This window comes from Gimesia alba (assembly GCF_007744675.1).
GTDB classification, from domain to species: Bacteria; Planctomycetota; Planctomycetia; order Planctomycetales; family Planctomycetaceae; genus Gimesia; species Gimesia alba.
This window is the reverse complement of record NZ_CP036269.1, coordinates 3,660,173-3,677,947: the sequence shown is the minus strand read 5'-3', so window position 1 is coordinate 3,677,947 and position 17,775 is coordinate 3,660,173. Positions and strand designations below refer to the sequence as shown.

The window sequence follows — 17,775 nt, the reverse complement described above, 5'->3', positions numbered from 1 at the left end:
GTATCGTTGTAGGAAATCAATTGTATTGGCGCGATCTACTGAAACATTAACCAGGATGTTTGTGGGGTGAAGTGAGTTCCCGGTTTCTCGATTTTTTTCGCCTGTTTTCAAACTTGTGTTACCTTGTTCAAACAGGTCTTTTGTCTATTTCAACATTGTACACCAAAGCCCATTCAATAATTCAAGCACTAATTGGAGGCTTTTCCATTTTTTATGAACTTTTAAACAACGTTCAAATGGCGCGTACGGTTCATTTTTTTCTGAAGTCAATTGAATTTACTCCTGTAACTCAAATTGACCGTCGACCATTTCCTGCCCATTTACAATGATTGTAATCTGGTGCCAACCCGGATAATACTTTCGCGTGCTAATCGGCTTAAAGGAATGACGCCGGGAATAACAGCGGGAATTTTGGGAAATAGGACCTTCCGAGATTTTGAAGACTTTTCGGGAAGCAGCGCCCTTCTGACGGACAAAATCGATCGCATATTCCACGCGTAGCAGTCCCAGCTCTCCCGATGGGGAAACCAGTTCAAACTCAAACTGGACTTCTTTGCCCCATGCCACACCGGTTGGCGTAATTTCAAAGTTCCGTACACAAACATCAACCGGTGCCTGATAGCCAAACAAGGCCAATACCTCGGGTTTTCCCTGCTTTAACAGGGTGCGACAAGCATGCTTGACGATCCACTGAGTTTCGGGGCTCCCCTTGATCCATTTCTGTGCGATATCAACGACCAGCTCCGGATGATCTTTGGAAATATCATTCAAATGATTCGCCACACTCCGCCGGACATATTCACTCGGGTCCGCTTTCAACTTCTCAAGCAGGGGCAGGGTAGGAGCAGGATCTTTCTTGAATTCCGGCAAAGCCATTGCCCAGGGTAAGCGGGGACGGCTCCCTTCGGAAGCCAATCGGCGTACATGATGATTCTTCGACGCGGCCCAGCGTTTCATCTGTCGCATCATCCGCTTCTGATCCTGCAGAATGAAAGGTCTCACCGCAAATTCGCTACTGGAATATTCTGTAAAATGTTCCAGAGCGGGCAGGGACAGATCCCATTCATCCAGTCCATACACTTCGACAAAATCAGGAAAGAACATGGCTTCAAAACCACCAAACTGTGGCGCTGCCTGGATTAATATCTTAAGGGCCACCTCATAATCTGCTGGTAAATATTCACGCATCGCATGGGAAATATGCCGCATCCGCTGCTTGAGTTCTCTTTGCTCCCATTCCGTATCAAACACAAACGACAACATTTTCCGTTTGGGAAACGCCGGTTCGTGTTTGCGAAGCTCGTCTGCAAGCCGAGAAAGATAATTGCGATCAAAATGATCTTTGAGCAATTTGGCCATAATAACGGGTTGTTTCAATCTGAGATAAAACGGATGAATTGTCGTAAAAAAAAACGGGCCCCCTCTCAAAGTGAAAGGGGGCCCGATCATAACAATTCCAGTTGCTCAGATTAACCCATCAGCTTCGTCACCGCCTGGGCTTTGACCAACTCGCGAGGTTGGTTCAGGTGGTTATACACAATCGTTTCCGGGTTGATGCCAAACGAATGGTAAATCGTCGCCAGCAATTCACGCGGGTGAACCGGATCTTTGCGGGGGCTGGAACCTGTTTTGTCCGATTCCCCATGCACATAACCTCGCTTGACACCCGCACCTGCCATCAGAGACGTGTAACAGTAAGGCCAGTGGTCACGTCCGTCATCACTGTTGGAGTTCCCCGAAGTACTCACACCCCGTTGTGGGCTTCTACCAAACTCACCGACGGCGACAACCAGCGTTTCATCGAGTGTGCCCCGATCATAGAGATCGGAAATCAAGCTGGCGAGCCCCTGATCGAACATGGGAGCCGACTGATTTTTCAGGCGATTTGTGAGACCGGTATGTACGTCCCAGGAATGGTTATTCGAGTTGGCGACTTTCGGCCAGACGACTTCAACCACACGAGTGCCCGCTTCCACCAGGCGACGTGCGAGCAACAAACTTTGACCGAATGTGTTACGGCCATATTTGTCACGCATCGCATCCGATTCCTGATCGAGGGCAAACGCATCACGGGCACGCCCGGAAATCACCAGATCCAGGGCTCGTGAATAATATTTGTCGAGTTTGTAATCCTCAACCGCTTTATTCAACTGAGGCATGCCTTTGTTGATTGTGTCTCGCAGACTGGCGCGTCGCTGTAATCGCGATGTGTAAACATCGGGACGCAACTTGAGATCGTCTACACTGATCTTGTCCATTTTATTCATATCCATATCATCTCCGGGCGGATACAGATAATAAGGATCAAAGGCACGTCCCAGGAATCCGGCGGTTCCTGCTTTTCCCACCACATTACTTTCCTGCAGCGGGCGGGGCAGCATCACGAACGGCAGCATGGAAACATTGGGAGGTTGCAGCCGAATGATGTTCGAACCAAAGTTAGGAAAGTCCTTGGGACTGGGCGGTTCCAACTGACCGGAAGGACTGACTTTGTCGGTCGTATAACCGGTGAGCATCTGGTAGATCGCAGCAGTATGATTGAAGAGTCCTTTAGGCGTATAGCTCATCGAACGAATCATCGTAAACTTGTCGTTGTTCTGGGCTAAGTTCGGCAGCAGTTCGGTGAATTGCACTCCCGGCAGCTTTGTGGAAATTGGATTGAATACGCTCTTCACGTTATCAGGCACATTTTCCTTGGGGTCCCATAAATCGATATGGCTGGGACCGCCTTGCAGGAAGATCAAAATTACGCTCTTGGCTTTTGCCCAACCGGGGCCGCCTCCCTCGTTATTGTTGGCAGCCGCTTCCTGAAGCTGCAGCATCGAGCCGAGCCCCATTCCCATCATGCTGGAACCACCGACCCTCAATAGATCGCGTCTTGAAATTTGACTGCGAGACTCACACACTTCCTTGCCGGGTTGACCTGGAATGATTAGCATTTCAGCATCTCCTCACTTCTGTTAGAGATCGGTTTGAGTATTGTATCCATCAGTTTCATCAACGTGTTTCGAAACAGTCTTTAGTGATTAAACAGAAACGCGGGACTGTTGATGAGTGCCCAGGTCAAGTCCTGAGCTGCAACAAGACGATTCTGTTTTACCTGCTCAGCACTGAGCTGAACATCATTTCGCAAGCGAGTCAGTTTCCGATCGACGGGGCGAATTGCCTGCATCGCTACCAGATGATTGCGCAATTCCACCAGTTTGGGATCGGTCGGACGCGGCTTTTTACTTTCAGCAACCGCTTTCAGCTTTGCCTGTAATTGACTATCGGCTTTGCTAAAGTATTCGAGCAGTTTCTTTTTCTCAGCCGCATTTCGCTGATCCGATTTCTTCTTCAGGATCGCTAGAATGTCCTGAGGATGATTATCCAGCGTAGTCGGTCCTGTCCCATTCGACACGGAAAGCCGGAACCGGCCAATCGAATGTGTATTACTGCTGAACTGCTGCTTGAGCACGAATGTTAGAATCGTACCCTCTGCATCAGCGGCAACCTGCGACTGAATATCAAAACTCGCTTTATGCGATTTTCCAGTTTGTGGTGCCACAGCCCAGCCATTCCCTTGAGGTTTAACCTGACCATCAATGGCGGTTTTCACATCATAGGTATTCTGGCTGAAATCAGCCTGAGCATTGAACAACGTCAATTTCGTTTTCTGATCCGGTTTCGATTTAGGAGCGGCATAGACTTCGAATTCATTCAAGACGAAGTTGCCGTCTCCCGAACGACCAGGACCTTTTCGGGGCAGGGAATCATCGGTCAGAACATCCAGACGGACAGCGGAAATTCCTTTCAGATTGGTATGAGCCACAATCTGGTAATCGCCTTTGCCATTTGGTCCTTTTGCCAGAATTGACAGGTCCTTCTGCAGTTCCAGATTCGCCTTATTCGTCGCAGACATCGTCTCCGGCTTGAGTGGAACCCACTTGGTACCGGTGGCTTCTGCTTTCTCCCAGGCTTCGATTTTGCCTTGCAACGATTTCTGATATTCCGTCAATGCTTTTTGCAATTTGGCGGTACGTTCTTTTTGTTCGTTGTTCAACCAGGCTTCCCGCGGAGCGATTGCCTGCTGGAATGTCGCCACCGCCTGCTGTGCATCCTGAATATTTTTGACGCGCTGGTTTTCCTGTTGAATGATGTTCGCGGGCAAACTCTTTTCGTAAGCCGCCAGACGTTTGGTCAACGCCTGATGCTCGCTCTGGATCTGCTGCTGAATCAGTTTGACGCCCGCCTGCTTCTCTTCTGCAGTGGCAGGACGGTTCAGAACACGCAGGAAAATAGAATCAATCAGTGCGACATCATCTTTTTCTTCCTGAACCAGTTTGTTGAGCGCGTTATTTGGATCGCTGATGGCATTCCCGACTGTGGGTCCACTGATCAAAGCCATTACCGGCCCTAACTGGACACCAGACGAGCGTTCACACTCACAAGGACTCTCCCGTTGAGCACGACCAAACTTAGCCAGGAAATCGCTTTTCAATTTAAAGCCTACATCAGGCAATTCCGCAGCACGGGTTCCCGCGGGAACGCCGGGAATATTCGACAACGATCCCGTCACACGGCAGAGTGAGTCATACAGGACCTCTGCAGGCAAGCGACGCGCTTTCGCGTGCGAATAGTTAATCGTATCGTCTTCATTCCACTTGTTGGACTCAATCGAAAGCTGATACGTCCGTGACTGGCAGATCACCCGCATTAAGTGGCGGATATCAAAGTCATGCGATAAGAAATCGGCCGTCAAGCGTTCCAGCAACTCCGGGTTCGAAGGAGGATTACCGGCGCGAATGTCATCGATCGGTTCGATCAAACCGGTTCCGGTCAGATAACCCCAAACCCGGTTTGCATACGCTTTCGCGAAGTACTGGTTATCGCGGGAGGTAATCCAGCGGGCCAGTGTTTCACGTCGCGACAAATCTTTTTTCTCTGCTTTAAAGTCGGCAGGGTAGGGGAATTTCGGCGGTGCTTTTGCTCCGGTTCTTTCATGAATCATTTCGCCTTCTTTTTTGTCGAAGACCACTTCGAACAAAGGCTTCCGACCCTCAACGGCAGTTCCGCCAATTGTGCGTCCCTTACTTTCCGGTGCATTCTTCAAATCGAATTGTGCAAAGAAAGCAGAGGTTTCATAATATTGATCCTGAGTCCACTTTTCAAAGGGATGGTCATGGCACTTGTTGCAATTGAAACGGATCGACAGGAACAGGTGCGTCGTGTTTTCCATCGTATCTTCAGGGGTTCGATGAATCTTGAAGTACGATGCAGCGGGAACCTCTTTATTCGAACCACTGGCGGAAAGAATCTGGTAAGCAAACTGGTCGTAAGGCACATTCTCTGCGACCGATTTACGAATCCAGTCCCGGAAGAGTTTCGCCCCTTCAGTCCCCAGGTACTTGCGATTGACCTGCAACAGGTCTGCCCATTTATTTGTCCAATGTTCGACAAATTCTTTGCTGCCCAGCAGACGATCAATCAATTCATTCCGTTTCAGTTTTGACTCCCGCTTGTCGGCCAAAAATGCTTTCACGTCATCAATGGTGGGAGGCAGGCCGGTTAAATCAATGTAAACCCGTCGAATGAATTCGGCGTCGGTACACAAATCCGAAGGCAATGTTTTGGTCTTCTTCAGTTTCTGATCAACCAATTCATCGATGTAATTATGAACGGGAAGCTGCTTCCAGGCAAACTCGGAACGATCTCCCATCACCGTGATCGTCGTCGCGGCATACTTTCCCTGATAACGGGCAAGCAGTGGTGCTTCACCCCGTCTGAGCACTTCTGCAATCCCGCCATGATACATTTTGGCAATTTCGATATTGCTGCAATCAATAAATGAATCGGAAGTCACATCACGAACTTCGCCATTGTCATATGTAGCTAACACACGGAACTGCTGGAGTAATCCGGCGTGGGGAACAATCGGGTTTTCAGGAGTGACTTTGATACTGGCGACGCGCGGTGCATCTTTTTTCAATGGCGTCCCATCTTTAATCCAGGACGAGACAATCTGATAATGCGCATCGCCGGCAAGTGCGACCTGTCCTCCTTTATGAGGAACTTCGGCAATCGCTTTTAGTAAAATCAGACTTTGTTCGGGAGATGCCAGATTGACACGGCGGGACTTGAGGTCATCGGTAAAGGCCCGTAAGTCAAACAGATCATCGGTCCCGCGCAGGGAGAGCTTAAATCCGTCTTTCCCCTTGTTAGCCCCATGGCATAGCCCGGAATTACAACCCATTTTCGTAAATGCCGGCGCGACATCCCGCCAGTAATCAGGACTGTAATCTGCAGGAAACTCCGCCACGGTAATCTTGGCGGTCGCCTTGACGCCATGCAGACTGAAGGTCACGTCAGTTGTTCCTGGCTGCAATGCCCGTACTAAACCAGTGGGAGAAACATGAATACGATCTTGTTTGTTGAGTACCACTTTTGCCAGGCGTGTGAGATCGGTTTTGGCTCCGGATTTCGTATGGCCCGTCACCAGAAACTGGACCGTGTCGTATTTTTGTGCGATGGTCGCTGCCGCAGGCTGGATTTCCAGCTTCACCAGCGGATCGGAATTCGAAAACTCCTCTTTCGGCAGCTTCTGCTGATTGACGTCGACCAGCACCAGCTTCGATTGGGGTGCCGCACCTTTTTTGCCTGCCAGTTCTGGCTGGTCTGTCTGTAGAGGAACGGGCACAAATGCTTTTTTCAGTTTCCCTGTTTGAGATTCATACAATCGAACCTGCCCATCCTGGCCCGCGGTTGCAATCACATCCCCTTGGGGATGATAACAGACCGTATACAGACCGGTCTCCGGAATTTTGACTTCACTCACCAGCTTGACGGACTTAGTCCGGCTCTCTGCGATTAGTTTTTTCTCTTCTGCACTTCGTGAAGCTACGCGTTTATTCAGAATGTTCACCAGATCATCGGGAATTTTCTTACCGATATCAAACGAAAAGACCTTTAACTCGCCAGTATGATTTAAGCTGCTGACAGCAACTAGTTGCTTGCCTTGGGGGTGAATATCCACACCAAAGATACGACCTTTGAGAGCAGGGAAGCTGCGCACAAGATTCGCATCATCGCCAATCACCCGCTTGGATTGCCGAAAGACCTGATAGAGTTTCGGCACACCATCGGCCCCGCCAACCAGAATCGTGTCTTGCGTCGGATGCCGATCGATCGCCGCCAGTCCTCCAGTTAATGCTTTCGGGGTGATCGATGTAATATTGTCAATGAATCGCTGCGTTTTCAGCTCGGCCAGTTTCGTAGTCCGGTCACGGCTGACTGAGATAATATGGCTCCCATCGGTGGAGAAGATCGTATCCAGCACCCAGTCATAGTGTGCGTTCTGATAAAAGACTTCTTTGCCGGTTTCGACTTCAATCGCGCGGACGGTATTGTCAGCACAACCAAAGGCCAGCAGTTTCCCATCAGGTGACCAACTGGCCCCGTACAGGGTGTCGTAAGTCAGAGGAATGGATTTCTTCAAGGTCTGTTTGGCCACATCCCAGATCTGGATCTCGCCACGCTCAGCCGGTGTTCCGCCGGTCACCGCCAGATATTTCCCATCTGGTGAAAACTGAACCGATTCAATCCGCTGCGATTTTCCAATCAAGCGTCCTACCAGCTTGTTGCCCTCGGCGGCGTGCAGCAACACTTCATGGAAGCCGGCCACTGCCAGTAATTTTCCATCGGGAGAATACGTCAACGAAGTAATTACCGGCGGGGCAGAGTAGGTCGGTGGGTTCTCTTTGTTAAAGCGATATTCGACTTTCTGGGGAGAATCATTAATCGCTCCCTGTTGAATCCAGGTTCGAATCAAAGTGATTTGATCTTGTGAGAGCGGCGCTTTCGCTTTCGGCATTTCTGCTTCGTTACCGTCAGGCGTGATCAGCTCGACCAGATAACTCTTGTCTGGCTGACCGGGAATGATGGCCTTCGTTTCACTTTCGCCCCCTTTGAGTAAGTGCGAAAACTCTGTGACGACATAGCTCCCTTCCGGATTCCGCGGATGATGGCAGCCGGCACACTGGGCCTGAAGTATGGGACGAACCTGCTGATAAAAACTGACTTTCGTTTTCGCCGCAGGTGGATTCGCAGCAAACAGATTAGAGCAGGAGAAAGCGCAGAAAACAGACGCGTAGAAAGCAAATGTACGGAACTTGTCGAAGGACATGAACCTCAACCCCCTTTTGGCAAACCTAAGTTAAAATAACTCTGGTGATGAAAAGAGGCAATCTCTTCTCATTGCCCCTGACTGATTCTGAGAGGGCTCTGGGTGGAGAGCAAGAAATCAATCCGGGTGAGAGTAGTGGAAGGATAAGTTTATAGTAGACCGACTTCGGCCAGGAACTTAAATTCTCTATTGCAATGATATATGTCTTATTATGAATATATCGTAATTCTTCGTCGATGAAAAATTCTACTTTTTCCTCATTTTTTTGAATTTTTATCGCTTATTTAAATGAAATCACCAGGATAGAGCAGACCCGTTTTGGTTTAAGTCTGACTCGGTTCCCATAGCACGGCGACTTCAATCACCAGATCTGACCGAAGAGTGTCCGATTAGTTAACAACATTACCGAAAGCGGCTATTTAAAAATAAAAGAGGTGACTGTTTCCAGTCACCTCTCTCACTCAGGTAGAAAATCAACCCAAGCAGGCACGAATCTATACAAATTCGTTTGCTTTAGAAATCACTCTCAGGATCTGCCAGCAATTTTGCAGGTGGCACATTGGCTGCGATTTTACCAAAGGCAACCAGCAACTGTGCCTGCATATCCTCGATCGTGGCACCACCGGGGGCGTCAATCCAAATTCCGTTGCAAGCTTTGGCAATCGCCTGCATCAGATTTCGGTCAGCTCCCGCACCCACAGTCATCGTATGCACGGTATAGCCCAGGTTGGCAGCTTCGACTGCCTGCCAGAACGCATACTGTTTATCGCGACTGCTGGTCGCATAGTCTGCTTGACCATCTCCATCGAAATCGGTGACTTCATCCCAGTTCCAACTTCCGGGAAGTGACCAGTCAGAGGGAGAACGGTTTGCGTTCCCGTCTGTCATTACCAGAATCGTCGGACGGGCACCAGCACGACCATGAGACTCTAACAACTCTTTTGCATCACGAATCCCGTAACCCATACCGGTGTAGGGAGCATAGTGTGATGCCTGTTTGTGTCTCTGGATCGTATCGATATCGGCATAACGATTCGTAATCAGTTCGTCCCCCAGATCAACGGTATCCAGGACGCCGTCATCATTCAGAACCGATTCCACGCGTGATGAATCATCATACGTTACGAGTCCGATATAGTCGCCGAACTGCAATCCATCGAGGAAGTCCGTGAATAAGGTCACGCCTTCTTTCATCGCATGGAACGGATAAATTGGAGCCCGCCATAAATCTTCAGACTGATTATTTTTCTTGCGTTTTCCAACCAGATAGCCCATTAAAGTACGGTAACCGTATTTCTTACGGTAACCATAATTGTTGACGGTACTATTCGTCCGAACCCATTTGATGTAGTTCTTCCACAAACTTTTGTTTGTGTAACCAGTTGGCTGGCCGTTTAAGTTTCCATAGTAATCCTTCCCTTCCTGTGGGAACGGATACTTCAGGTTTCCACTGGAATCAACATCACCCAACCCCAGAGAGTTGAAGATGTACTCATCATCATACGAACTGAGATAAGTTCCCTCAGCAGAATTGATCAGCCCATAACCCGATGCGGGAAATTTCAATTTGCCCGTATCAGAGTAAGTCGCACCCGATGCAACGAGCGTATTCCAGATATCATCCAGGTTGCTCTCAACAGCTGGTTTGCCCATGCTGTATGACGACATGGCACCGAACTCACTGTCGTAGCTCATGGAACCCGAATAGTCGAGTACCAGTACAATATCACGTGCTTCAATGAAGGCAATCGCTGATGTTGTGACAGCAGCTGTCTTGTCGCTCATGAAGCCGGCGAAGAACAGTTGCAGTTTGGAATCCTGCTGGCCTTCTGCTGGATTATCTCGTCGAGCGATGACCTTCACCACATTATACGGTTTCGCTGTTTCACCCCAGACCATGTGATACGTCCCGGAGGCATCCTGATACCGCTTTCCGAATTTGACATCGGTTTCCGGATCAACATACACCCCGTTTAAACGAGCCACTTTTTCCGCCATCGCTTTGGCGGCATCCACGGCAATGGAGTTTGCATCCTGCACCGCGTTTCCAACATCTTGTCCCTGTTGAATGTCATTCGCGGTAGACTGCACAGCATCGGTGATCTGCTGTGCCGCAGCCAGAGCAGCGGCTTCAACCGCATTTCGCATTCTGGTCTTGGTCATCGTAATCACAGCAATATCAATTCCGAACGCCATGAACCCCATGGTCGCAATCAGAAATGGTACCGCCATGACCATGAACGCACCGCGGCGATTTTGATCGCCCGGCAGGTCCATTTTTTCTTTTTTAGTCATTGGTAACTGTTTCATGTTTCCCCCTCGTGCTCCCCAGAAAACTGAGCATCATACTCATAAAAAATATGTGTGTTCCTAGTTGACGATCTTTGTCGTTCCGTTATTCAAAATTAAATCCCAGACAGGATCGCCACTCATCGGTTTGGCCATTGATCCTTCCAGATTCATAATATCGGTGAGTTTCGTACTGGTTGCTCCATCGGGTATTTCAATCCCAATCCGGAATAACCGATTGCGATTATCTGGATTACTCAAATCAAACTCAGCTCCATCACTGGGAGGATTCGGCATCGGATCCAGGGGAACCCCTTGTGCGTCATCCGCATGAGTAATGGTAATCGTCAGGTTGGTTTCATCATTTTCAATCCCGGATGCGCGCAGAAAATTACGGACATCAAGAATAATTTTGTCATTCAATGTCATTCCGGAAGGCAAATTCAAGTCGGCATCCATCGAAGCCAGTCGCCCCGATTGAGCCAGTGCCGCATCCATGATTGTCGAAGTGTGCACAGCCTTGCGGACGGCAACCATTCCCAGAATTAACGCCAGGAAGACTGGTGCCACCAAGGCAAATTCGACAGCAGCCACACCTCTGCGGCTTGCAATCGCCTTTCCTGAATTCGGTCTTTTGTTTTGAATTACACGCATGAGTTTACTCCTGCAAACAATGAATTGATTTATTTCTGCTGTTTATTCGTGACGTCTGACAGTGTGCCCGGACAAGATCATGCTATCCTCTTTCGCCGCAGCCTCAGCTGCTTTCACAGGATCAACAAAAAATGAACTCAGTAGCCGAACATCTTTGTAAGGAACTTCGACACGAACAATAAACAGCTGGGCTTTATCAGCGTTGGCTAATTCAATATCAGGCAGAGTCGAGTAATTGATCTGTTCGACATCGGTGCCGGGTGTATCAAACGAACTGGCGTTTTTCACCATCACTGTCGCTAAATCCGAATCGAAAACCGTATCCAGCATCCGTTTGACTTTGTCCTGCACCTGCGCGGTCGTGACTTCCTCACAACGCCCGAGTTTGGCACCCTCCTGCGTCGCTTCCTGAATGATATTTGACACCATGTAGGCGTAGCCGAATTCAAAAATGGCGTACACAAACACCAGGAAGACGGGGGTCACAAATGCCAGTTCCACCAGGGTGGCCCCGGAACGTTTTGATTGAGATTTCTGATTCAATGCCTGTCGGCTTCGCCGCGTAAACATGGCATGCCTCTTGAAAATAAAATTTATCGGTCCCTCCTTGGTCATTTTTGTTCTGCAAACCTGCAGAGTGCTGGGAGAACGTTTTCAAGAGGGGAGGGTTTTATCCATTAAAACAATAGCTCAGGAATGGGTAGGTGCTGTTTTTTTTCTGCAAAAAAAAGGAAATCATCCCATGTTGTACTACCACTACAGGATGTAAAACAGTTCCATCGCTCCTCACCAGACATGTGGCGAAAAAGCATCATCTGGCAGACGATCCCGGAAAAATTGTTAATTTCTTGTATCGGAAAGAGGGTTCTCCGCCTGCTTCAATTGAAATTCATGCTGCTTTGGCGATACACTGTCGACTGACGGACCAATTGGTTGCTTCTCAAAAATAAAAATAAAATATGTTTTGGTAGAATAAATTATGGGTAAAAAGGCTTCTTCAACTATCAAAGCAGGCTCAAATATTCGGGTAAAAGAAGGAGTCTGCGTTCCAGAATTTCCCGAAATCTGCTGTGAAGGCTGGACAGGAATGGTGGTCGAAGTCCGCGGCAAGAAGGTCGCCGAGCGCACTTACATTCTTGAATGGGATGAAGAAACAGAACAGAAAATGCCCGAGGCTTATAAATCTCAGTGCGAAGAGCAGGGGTTGTTCTTTAAAATGGCCTGCCTGCCTGGCGACGCTTTGCTGCTGTCCGATTCTTAAAGTACGACGTCATCGCGTCGAATCAACTGGCTGCCATTCTTTGCCTGTAGTTCATCGGCAATGTGCGCTAAAGCTCTTTCCAGTCCAGGGACACAAAACTGGGGAGTCAGTTCCGCAAGTGGAACCGCCAGAAAGACACGCTCCGGGATGTCCGGGTCCGGTATTATGCGGTGCTCAATACTCAACTGTTCGCTATTAAACAGCACCAGATCAATATCAATCGTTCGCGGCCCATTTTTATTCTGTGGATCACGCACTCGATTCAGGTCGCGTTCAATCTGGGGAATCACTTCCAGGCAGATTTCTGCTGCCGCCAATTCTGTTTCCAGAAGGACTGCTGCGTTCAAAAAATCAGCTTGATTGGTATCCCCGACAGGCTTGCTTTGCCAGACGGAAGACCGCCCCAAAATGTGACCCGATGCTTCCAACAACCGGACAGCCTGAGGTAAATTTTCTTCCGGACTGATATTGCTGCCTAATGCCAGAAACGCCTGATTCATTTCACACTCCGGAAAAATCGTCACGCGTCCTCTCAACCGTCACCCCGACCGAACGCGCGAAGCGTAACGCACCCGGCTTTTCAATCCTGATTGTCGTCTGCTGTACGCGCTCATCTTTCAGACAGATTTTCGCCACTTCATCTGCCATTTTTTCCACCAGCTGAAACTGTGAATTTTCAACCAGATCGATGATCTCTTTCGTGATGGTGCGATAATTCACGGCATCACTAATTTCGTCTGAACGGCCTGCAGCCTTCAAATCAACCTGCATCGTCAGATTAATGAGTACGTCCTGCCGCTTATTTCTTTCTTCCTCATTAATGCCAATGATGGTGCGTAGCAGTAAATCGGAAATATGGATTTGATCAGACATATTTGTAAGAGAGGTTTAATATAGAGCAGACGTGGGTTGAATAAAGGTTACAATAGCTAAAAGCACTATAGTATGAGTTTGCCCGATTGCACAGATTAGAAGACTCATCTTATCGGTGGAAATGAGTGATTTCTTTTTAAAACAGGATCGGGCTGGGAGCAGACAGAATAATGAATCAACAACAAAACACGACTCGGCGCACCTGGCTTAAACAGGCGGCTTGCCAATCTCTGGGCATCGCCGGACTATTCCATAGCAGCATGCTGCAACAACAGGCGTTCTCTCACTCGACAACAAAATCAGGAGATCGGCCCACACTTTTGCTCCGTTCCGGCTGGCAGACGGTCAATATTGGTGATATCGGCCACTCGCCCGGAATTTTGAAACTACTCGAAGTCTATGCTCCGGAATTCCAGATCATTCTCTGGCCGAACAGTGTCGACCGGGGAGTGGAGCCAATGTTGCAAAAACGATTTCCCGATCTGAAAATCGTCAAAGGCAGACTCCGACGAGATGGCAAATTGGATTCTCAGGACCTTGAACAAGCGTTCCAACAAGCAGATTTCTTTCTGCATGGCTCCGGCCCCAGTGTTGTTTCCCGCAGAGAACTGGCTTTCTGGAAACAATCGACCGGCAAACCTTACGGCATTTATGGTGTGACCGTCTCCAACATCAATCCGGAATTACACGAACTGCTCTCCGGAGCCGATTTTATCTTCACACGGGAAACCCATTCCCTCAAAAATCTCAAAGACGCCAAGGTCACCTCCGCGCATCAGGATTTCGCTCCCGATGCCACGTTTGCCATTGATTTAACCGACGACGCCAAAGCAACGAAGTTTCAACAGCAACACCAGCTGGAAACAGGGAGCTACCTCTGTGCCGTCCCCCGGCTGAGATTTACTCCGTATCATAAAATCCACAAAGGAATCCGCTGGTCCAAGGAGAAAATCCAGGAAGTTGAATCGGTGAATGAACAATATAAGGAAATCGATCACGCAAAACTGAGAGCCGCCATTATCAAATGGGTTCGAACCACCGGGAAAAAAGCGGTCGTCTGTCCGGAAATGACCTATCAGACTGAAATCATTCAGCCCCTGGTGATCGATCCACTTCCCGCAGACGTCAAACCGCAGGTGGTGGCTCATGCCGATTATTGGCTGCCCGACGAAGCAGGCTCCCTGTATCGCGATGCCGCTGCCGTCGTCAGCATGGAGTGTCATTCTCCCATCATCGCCTGCGCATTTGGCACGCCCGGACTTTATGTCCGCCAACCGACCGATACCATCAAAGGACAAATGTGGTACGATATCGGGCTCAAAGACTGGACCTTTGAAATTGATGAGGTCAATCAACAACAAATTGCTGACCGTGTGATGGCTGTCGCAGGCAATCCTGAACAATCGCGCGCCAAGCTGAAATCGGTCATGCAATCGATTCAGCAACGCCAGAAACGAACCATGCAAACTGTGAAACAAGCGGTTCTCAAGTCCCATTCCACTTGAGCCAGCGCTGCGTTCACTCACATCCGGCTGAAAACTGTTCCCCTCCGGAAACCGTCAACACTTCTCCCGTCACAAAGTCAGATCGCAACAGATAGAGCAGGGCGTCACAAATTTCCTGGGGATTTCCTGCGCGCTTCAAGGGCACATTTGCGGCACGTTTTTCCAGATAGGACGCATCCTGGCCTGGGGGCGGCAGGATCGCACCGGGAGCAATCGCATTCACCTGGATATTTGGAGCTAATTCCAGCGACAGACATTCCGTTAAAGTCACCAGACCGGCTTTGGTAATCCGATAAGGCAGGTGCCCCACGCCGGCCCGCAATGCTCGCCAGTCGACAATATTGACAATCCGGCCTGTTTGACCTGACTGAAATGCTTCTGCAAAACGCTGACACAAAAAATAAGGGGCCTTCAAATTGATATCGAGATGGGCGTCCCAGTCCTGTTCTGTCGAAGTCTGCAGATTCTTATTCTCAAAAACAGACGCACTGTTAATCAGAATATCGACTTTGCCAAACTCAGCGACAGTAGCATCGAAAATTTCGGAAGCCGCCCGCAGGGGAGCAGATAAATCAGCCGAAACCGCAATCGCCCGTCTTCCAAGTTGCTTGATGTCCGCACAGGTTTGCTCTGCGTCCTGCTTTGAAGTGTGATAATGAATACAGAGATCACAGCCTGCTTCTGCAAGCGCCAGCGCCATCGAACGACCAATGCGGACAGCGGAACCGGTGATCACGGCTACTTTTCCTTCCAGATTCAACTTGGAACTCCATTTAATAAGGTCACCACAATGAAAAAACCCCGGTCAATAACCGGGGTCATTCAAAGATCACTAATAAACTGATTGAAGTTATTTCGTAGAAGCAACTTCCTCTTTGACAACCGGCGTTCTTCCGAGTGCGCGCTCTATTTTGCCAACCAGAATCTGCTTTGTGAAGTCCGTTTTAAGAATATAGTCACTCGCACCATGATTAAACGCCTGTATGATGGACGTTGTCGAACGATTTGACGTCATGACCAGAACTTCGACGTCTCCAACAAAAGGAGACTCTTTAATGTATTTCACCGCTTCCGCATGACTTCCTTCACTGCCATCGATATCCAGCAGAATTAAATCAGGAACATGAATTGCCGCATCCGCAAATGACTCTTCCACAGTGGCAGCACTCTCGACGATGTAACGTTCGTGTAATAAGCCCTCAAATAAAGCACGATTCATTTCATCGGGATCGATGATCATCACGCGTTTCTTGTCTGCATCCTCATGGTCATAATCTACAATATCGCCCAGTTGCCCGACAAAACCAAAATAGACAATGATCGGACCGATGCCGGTATTGAAAATACCACACTGAGAACCGGCTTCCGGGGGATATAATGTGTCAATGTGCTCGGTTTCAATGACAGAAGGATGACCTAATAAAAATCCCATATGGTCAACCGCCTTTTTGGCCTGACCTGCGATCATATTTGACAATTCACATGAAAAATCCGTCAGAACATGTTCGTCATCGGCCAGCGATTCATCGATCAGCAGCGAAACGGCCTTGGAAACCAGTTCCCGTGGTACATTGACCACCACGATGCCTTTGCCTGGTCCATTGACTTCAATTGCTGAGCTCTTCTCATAGCGAGGAGCTTCATGCACTTCGACAACTTTGACCAGTTCGACAGTTGTTCCAACAAAATACTTGAATACGTCGAGTACAGAATTAATGACTGGTTCTGAAAACCGCCTGGTCAATGTTTCTGTTGTATGTGTAGCTGGAATGAGAGACATAGCACAAACCCGTCTTTACAAACACTGCTTTATTTAAAAACTGCGAACGGTATGGATTTGAAACGTTTCCACACCAAAACCTGACATCAGGTTCTCGCAACAACTTAAATTTGAATATTGATTGCCTAAACTATATGTCAGAAAACTCTATTGGTAGTTTCCCTTTGATTCGGGAAGACCTTTCCCCCTCATCGCGAAAACACAAATTCGACAAAATCAGCACGATCCATCGACAATTTGATGAAGATCGTGTAAACCAGACTGAATAGACTGTAACGCTAACTCATGAGTTTTTAACCAGATAACAACAGCGAATGTCCTCAAATCCCTGTGGACACCGAAGGAACCTGCAATGAAACCTCTGCCTCTACTTTTTCGCATTTTTTTCCTCTCTTTTATAACATCGCTTTTGCTCTTTCCCCAAAGTGAAGTATATACCTCCACAAAAGCTACAGTGAAATCTGAATGGACGGGCAAGCAAGACGAGTGGCACGGCTTTAAACGCTTTCGTTTTCAGATTGCGGGACGCAACTGTTATGTGGTGACTCCGGACAAAACAGCGCCAGGCAAGCCTTGGGTCTGGCGCGCTCGATTTCCAGACTTCCATTATGAAATGGACGTCGAACTCCTGAAACAAGGTTTTCATATCGCTTACCTGGATGTGTCGAATCTGTTTGGTTCCCCACAGGCGATTGAATATGGCGATCAATTCTATGACTACTTAACAAAGCAACACGGATTTCAATCGAAAGTGGCTCTTGAAGGAGTCAGTCGGGGAGGCCTGTTTATTTACAACTGGGCACTCAAAAACCCGGAGAAGGTCAGTTGCATTTATGCCGATACCCCAGTTTGTGATTTCAAAAGCTGGCCGGGCGGTAAAGGAAAAAGTCAGGGTTCGGCAGCAAGCTGGCAGGCCTGCCTCAAAGCATACAAGATGACCGAAGCGGAAGCATTGGCATACAAAAACAATCCCATCGACCGCATTCAGATCATCGCCGAAGCCGGGATTCCGGTATTGCACATTGTCTCAGAAAATGATCAGGTTGTGCCTCCCGATGAAAACACCTATTTGATGTTCAGCCGAGTTCCCAAGAAAGATCGCAAGGACAACTTCAAAGTCATCTCGGTCAAAACCGGAACCGAAAAATCAAAAGGGCACCATTTTCAACACCCCGAGCCAGAACAGGTTGTCGCGTTCATTGTGAAACACACCATGCCCCAAAAGAGCCAACCAAATTGAAGTCTCGAAACA

At 48.6% G+C, this 17,775-nt stretch carries 13 protein-coding genes; 3 read left to right on the top strand and 10 right to left on the bottom strand.

Features of this window, described 5'->3' with window-relative positions; genetic code table 11:
* Window positions 1-276: 276 nt before the first annotated feature.
* The 6 genes from Pan241w_RS13810 to Pan241w_RS13785 form a co-directional block, all read right to left on the bottom strand.
* Window positions 277-1,359: a DNA alkylation repair protein gene (locus Pan241w_RS13810; RefSeq protein WP_145216649.1), complete on the bottom strand. Its 1,083-nt coding sequence runs from the start codon at window positions 1,357-1,359 to the stop codon at window positions 277-279.
* Between the two features lie 110 nt (window positions 1,360-1,469).
* On the bottom strand, window positions 1,470-2,939 hold the full coding sequence (locus Pan241w_RS13805; protein ID WP_145216646.1) for a DUF1501 domain-containing protein: 1,470 nt from the start codon (window positions 2,937-2,939) through the stop codon (window positions 1,470-1,472).
* A gap of 80 nt (window positions 2,940-3,019) precedes the next feature.
* Window positions 3,020-8,161: a DUF1549 domain-containing protein gene (locus Pan241w_RS13800; RefSeq protein WP_145216643.1), complete on the bottom strand. Its 5,142-nt coding sequence runs from the start codon at window positions 8,159-8,161 to the stop codon at window positions 3,020-3,022.
* Between the two features lie 513 nt (window positions 8,162-8,674).
* The gene (locus Pan241w_RS13795) at window positions 8,675-10,471 is read right to left on the bottom strand and encodes a vWA domain-containing protein (protein ID WP_145216640.1); all 1,797 of its coding nucleotides are present in this window, start codon (window positions 10,469-10,471) and stop codon (window positions 8,675-8,677) included.
* A gap of 60 nt (window positions 10,472-10,531) precedes the next feature.
* Complete coding sequence (locus tag Pan241w_RS13790) at window positions 10,532-11,104, bottom strand: TadE/TadG family type IV pilus assembly protein (RefSeq protein WP_145216637.1); 573 nt, start codon at window positions 11,102-11,104, stop codon at window positions 10,532-10,534.
* A gap of 42 nt (window positions 11,105-11,146) precedes the next feature.
* Entirely contained in the window at window positions 11,147-11,674 is a 528-nt protein-coding gene (locus Pan241w_RS13785; RefSeq protein WP_198000514.1) for a TadE/TadG family type IV pilus assembly protein, read from the bottom strand.
* 409 nt (window positions 11,675-12,083) lie between these two features.
* Between Pan241w_RS13785 and Pan241w_RS13780 the strand changes: the two genes are divergently transcribed.
* Window positions 12,084-12,365 carry a hypothetical protein gene (locus tag Pan241w_RS13780; protein ID WP_145216631.1) on the top strand — a complete coding sequence of 94 codons (282 nt, stop codon included), beginning with the start codon at window positions 12,084-12,086 and terminating at the stop codon, window positions 12,363-12,365.
* Here the strand turns inward: Pan241w_RS13780 and folK are convergent.
* Together folK and folB are read right to left on the bottom strand one after the other, a co-directional pair.
* Window positions 12,362-12,865 carry a 2-amino-4-hydroxy-6-hydroxymethyldihydropteridine diphosphokinase gene (gene folK, locus Pan241w_RS13775; RefSeq protein WP_145216628.1) on the bottom strand — a complete coding sequence of 168 codons (504 nt, stop codon included), beginning with the start codon at window positions 12,863-12,865 and terminating at the stop codon, window positions 12,362-12,364. The two genes, Pan241w_RS13780 and folK, sit on opposite strands and share 4 nt — an antisense overlap.
* A gap of 1 nt (window position 12,866) precedes the next feature.
* On the bottom strand, window positions 12,867-13,238 hold the full coding sequence (gene folB, locus Pan241w_RS13770; protein WP_145216625.1) for a dihydroneopterin aldolase: 372 nt from the start codon (window positions 13,236-13,238) through the stop codon (window positions 12,867-12,869).
* Between the two features lie 170 nt (window positions 13,239-13,408).
* Here folB and Pan241w_RS13765 point away from each other — a divergent pair, with 170 nt between their 5' ends.
* A complete protein-coding gene (locus tag Pan241w_RS13765) occupies window positions 13,409-14,743 on the top strand; it encodes a polysaccharide pyruvyl transferase family protein (protein WP_145216622.1) in 1,335 nt (444 codons plus the stop codon).
* A 13-nt stretch (window positions 14,744-14,756) separates the two neighbouring features.
* On the opposite strand, the gene Pan241w_RS13760 is transcribed toward Pan241w_RS13765, so the two are convergent.
* Window positions 14,757-15,503: an SDR family oxidoreductase gene (locus Pan241w_RS13760; protein WP_145216619.1), complete on the bottom strand. Its 747-nt coding sequence runs from the start codon at window positions 15,501-15,503 to the stop codon at window positions 14,757-14,759.
* 90 nt (window positions 15,504-15,593) lie between these two features.
* Entirely contained in the window at window positions 15,594-16,523 is a 930-nt protein-coding gene (locus Pan241w_RS13755) for a response regulator (RefSeq protein WP_145216616.1), read from the bottom strand.
* Window positions 16,524-16,977: 454 nt separating this feature from the next.
* Between Pan241w_RS13755 and Pan241w_RS13750 the strand changes: the two genes are divergently transcribed.
* Complete coding sequence (locus Pan241w_RS13750; RefSeq protein ID WP_198000513.1) at window positions 16,978-17,763, top strand: alpha/beta hydrolase family protein; 786 nt, start codon at window positions 16,978-16,980, stop codon at window positions 17,761-17,763.
* Window positions 17,764-17,775: the final 12 nt, after the last annotated feature.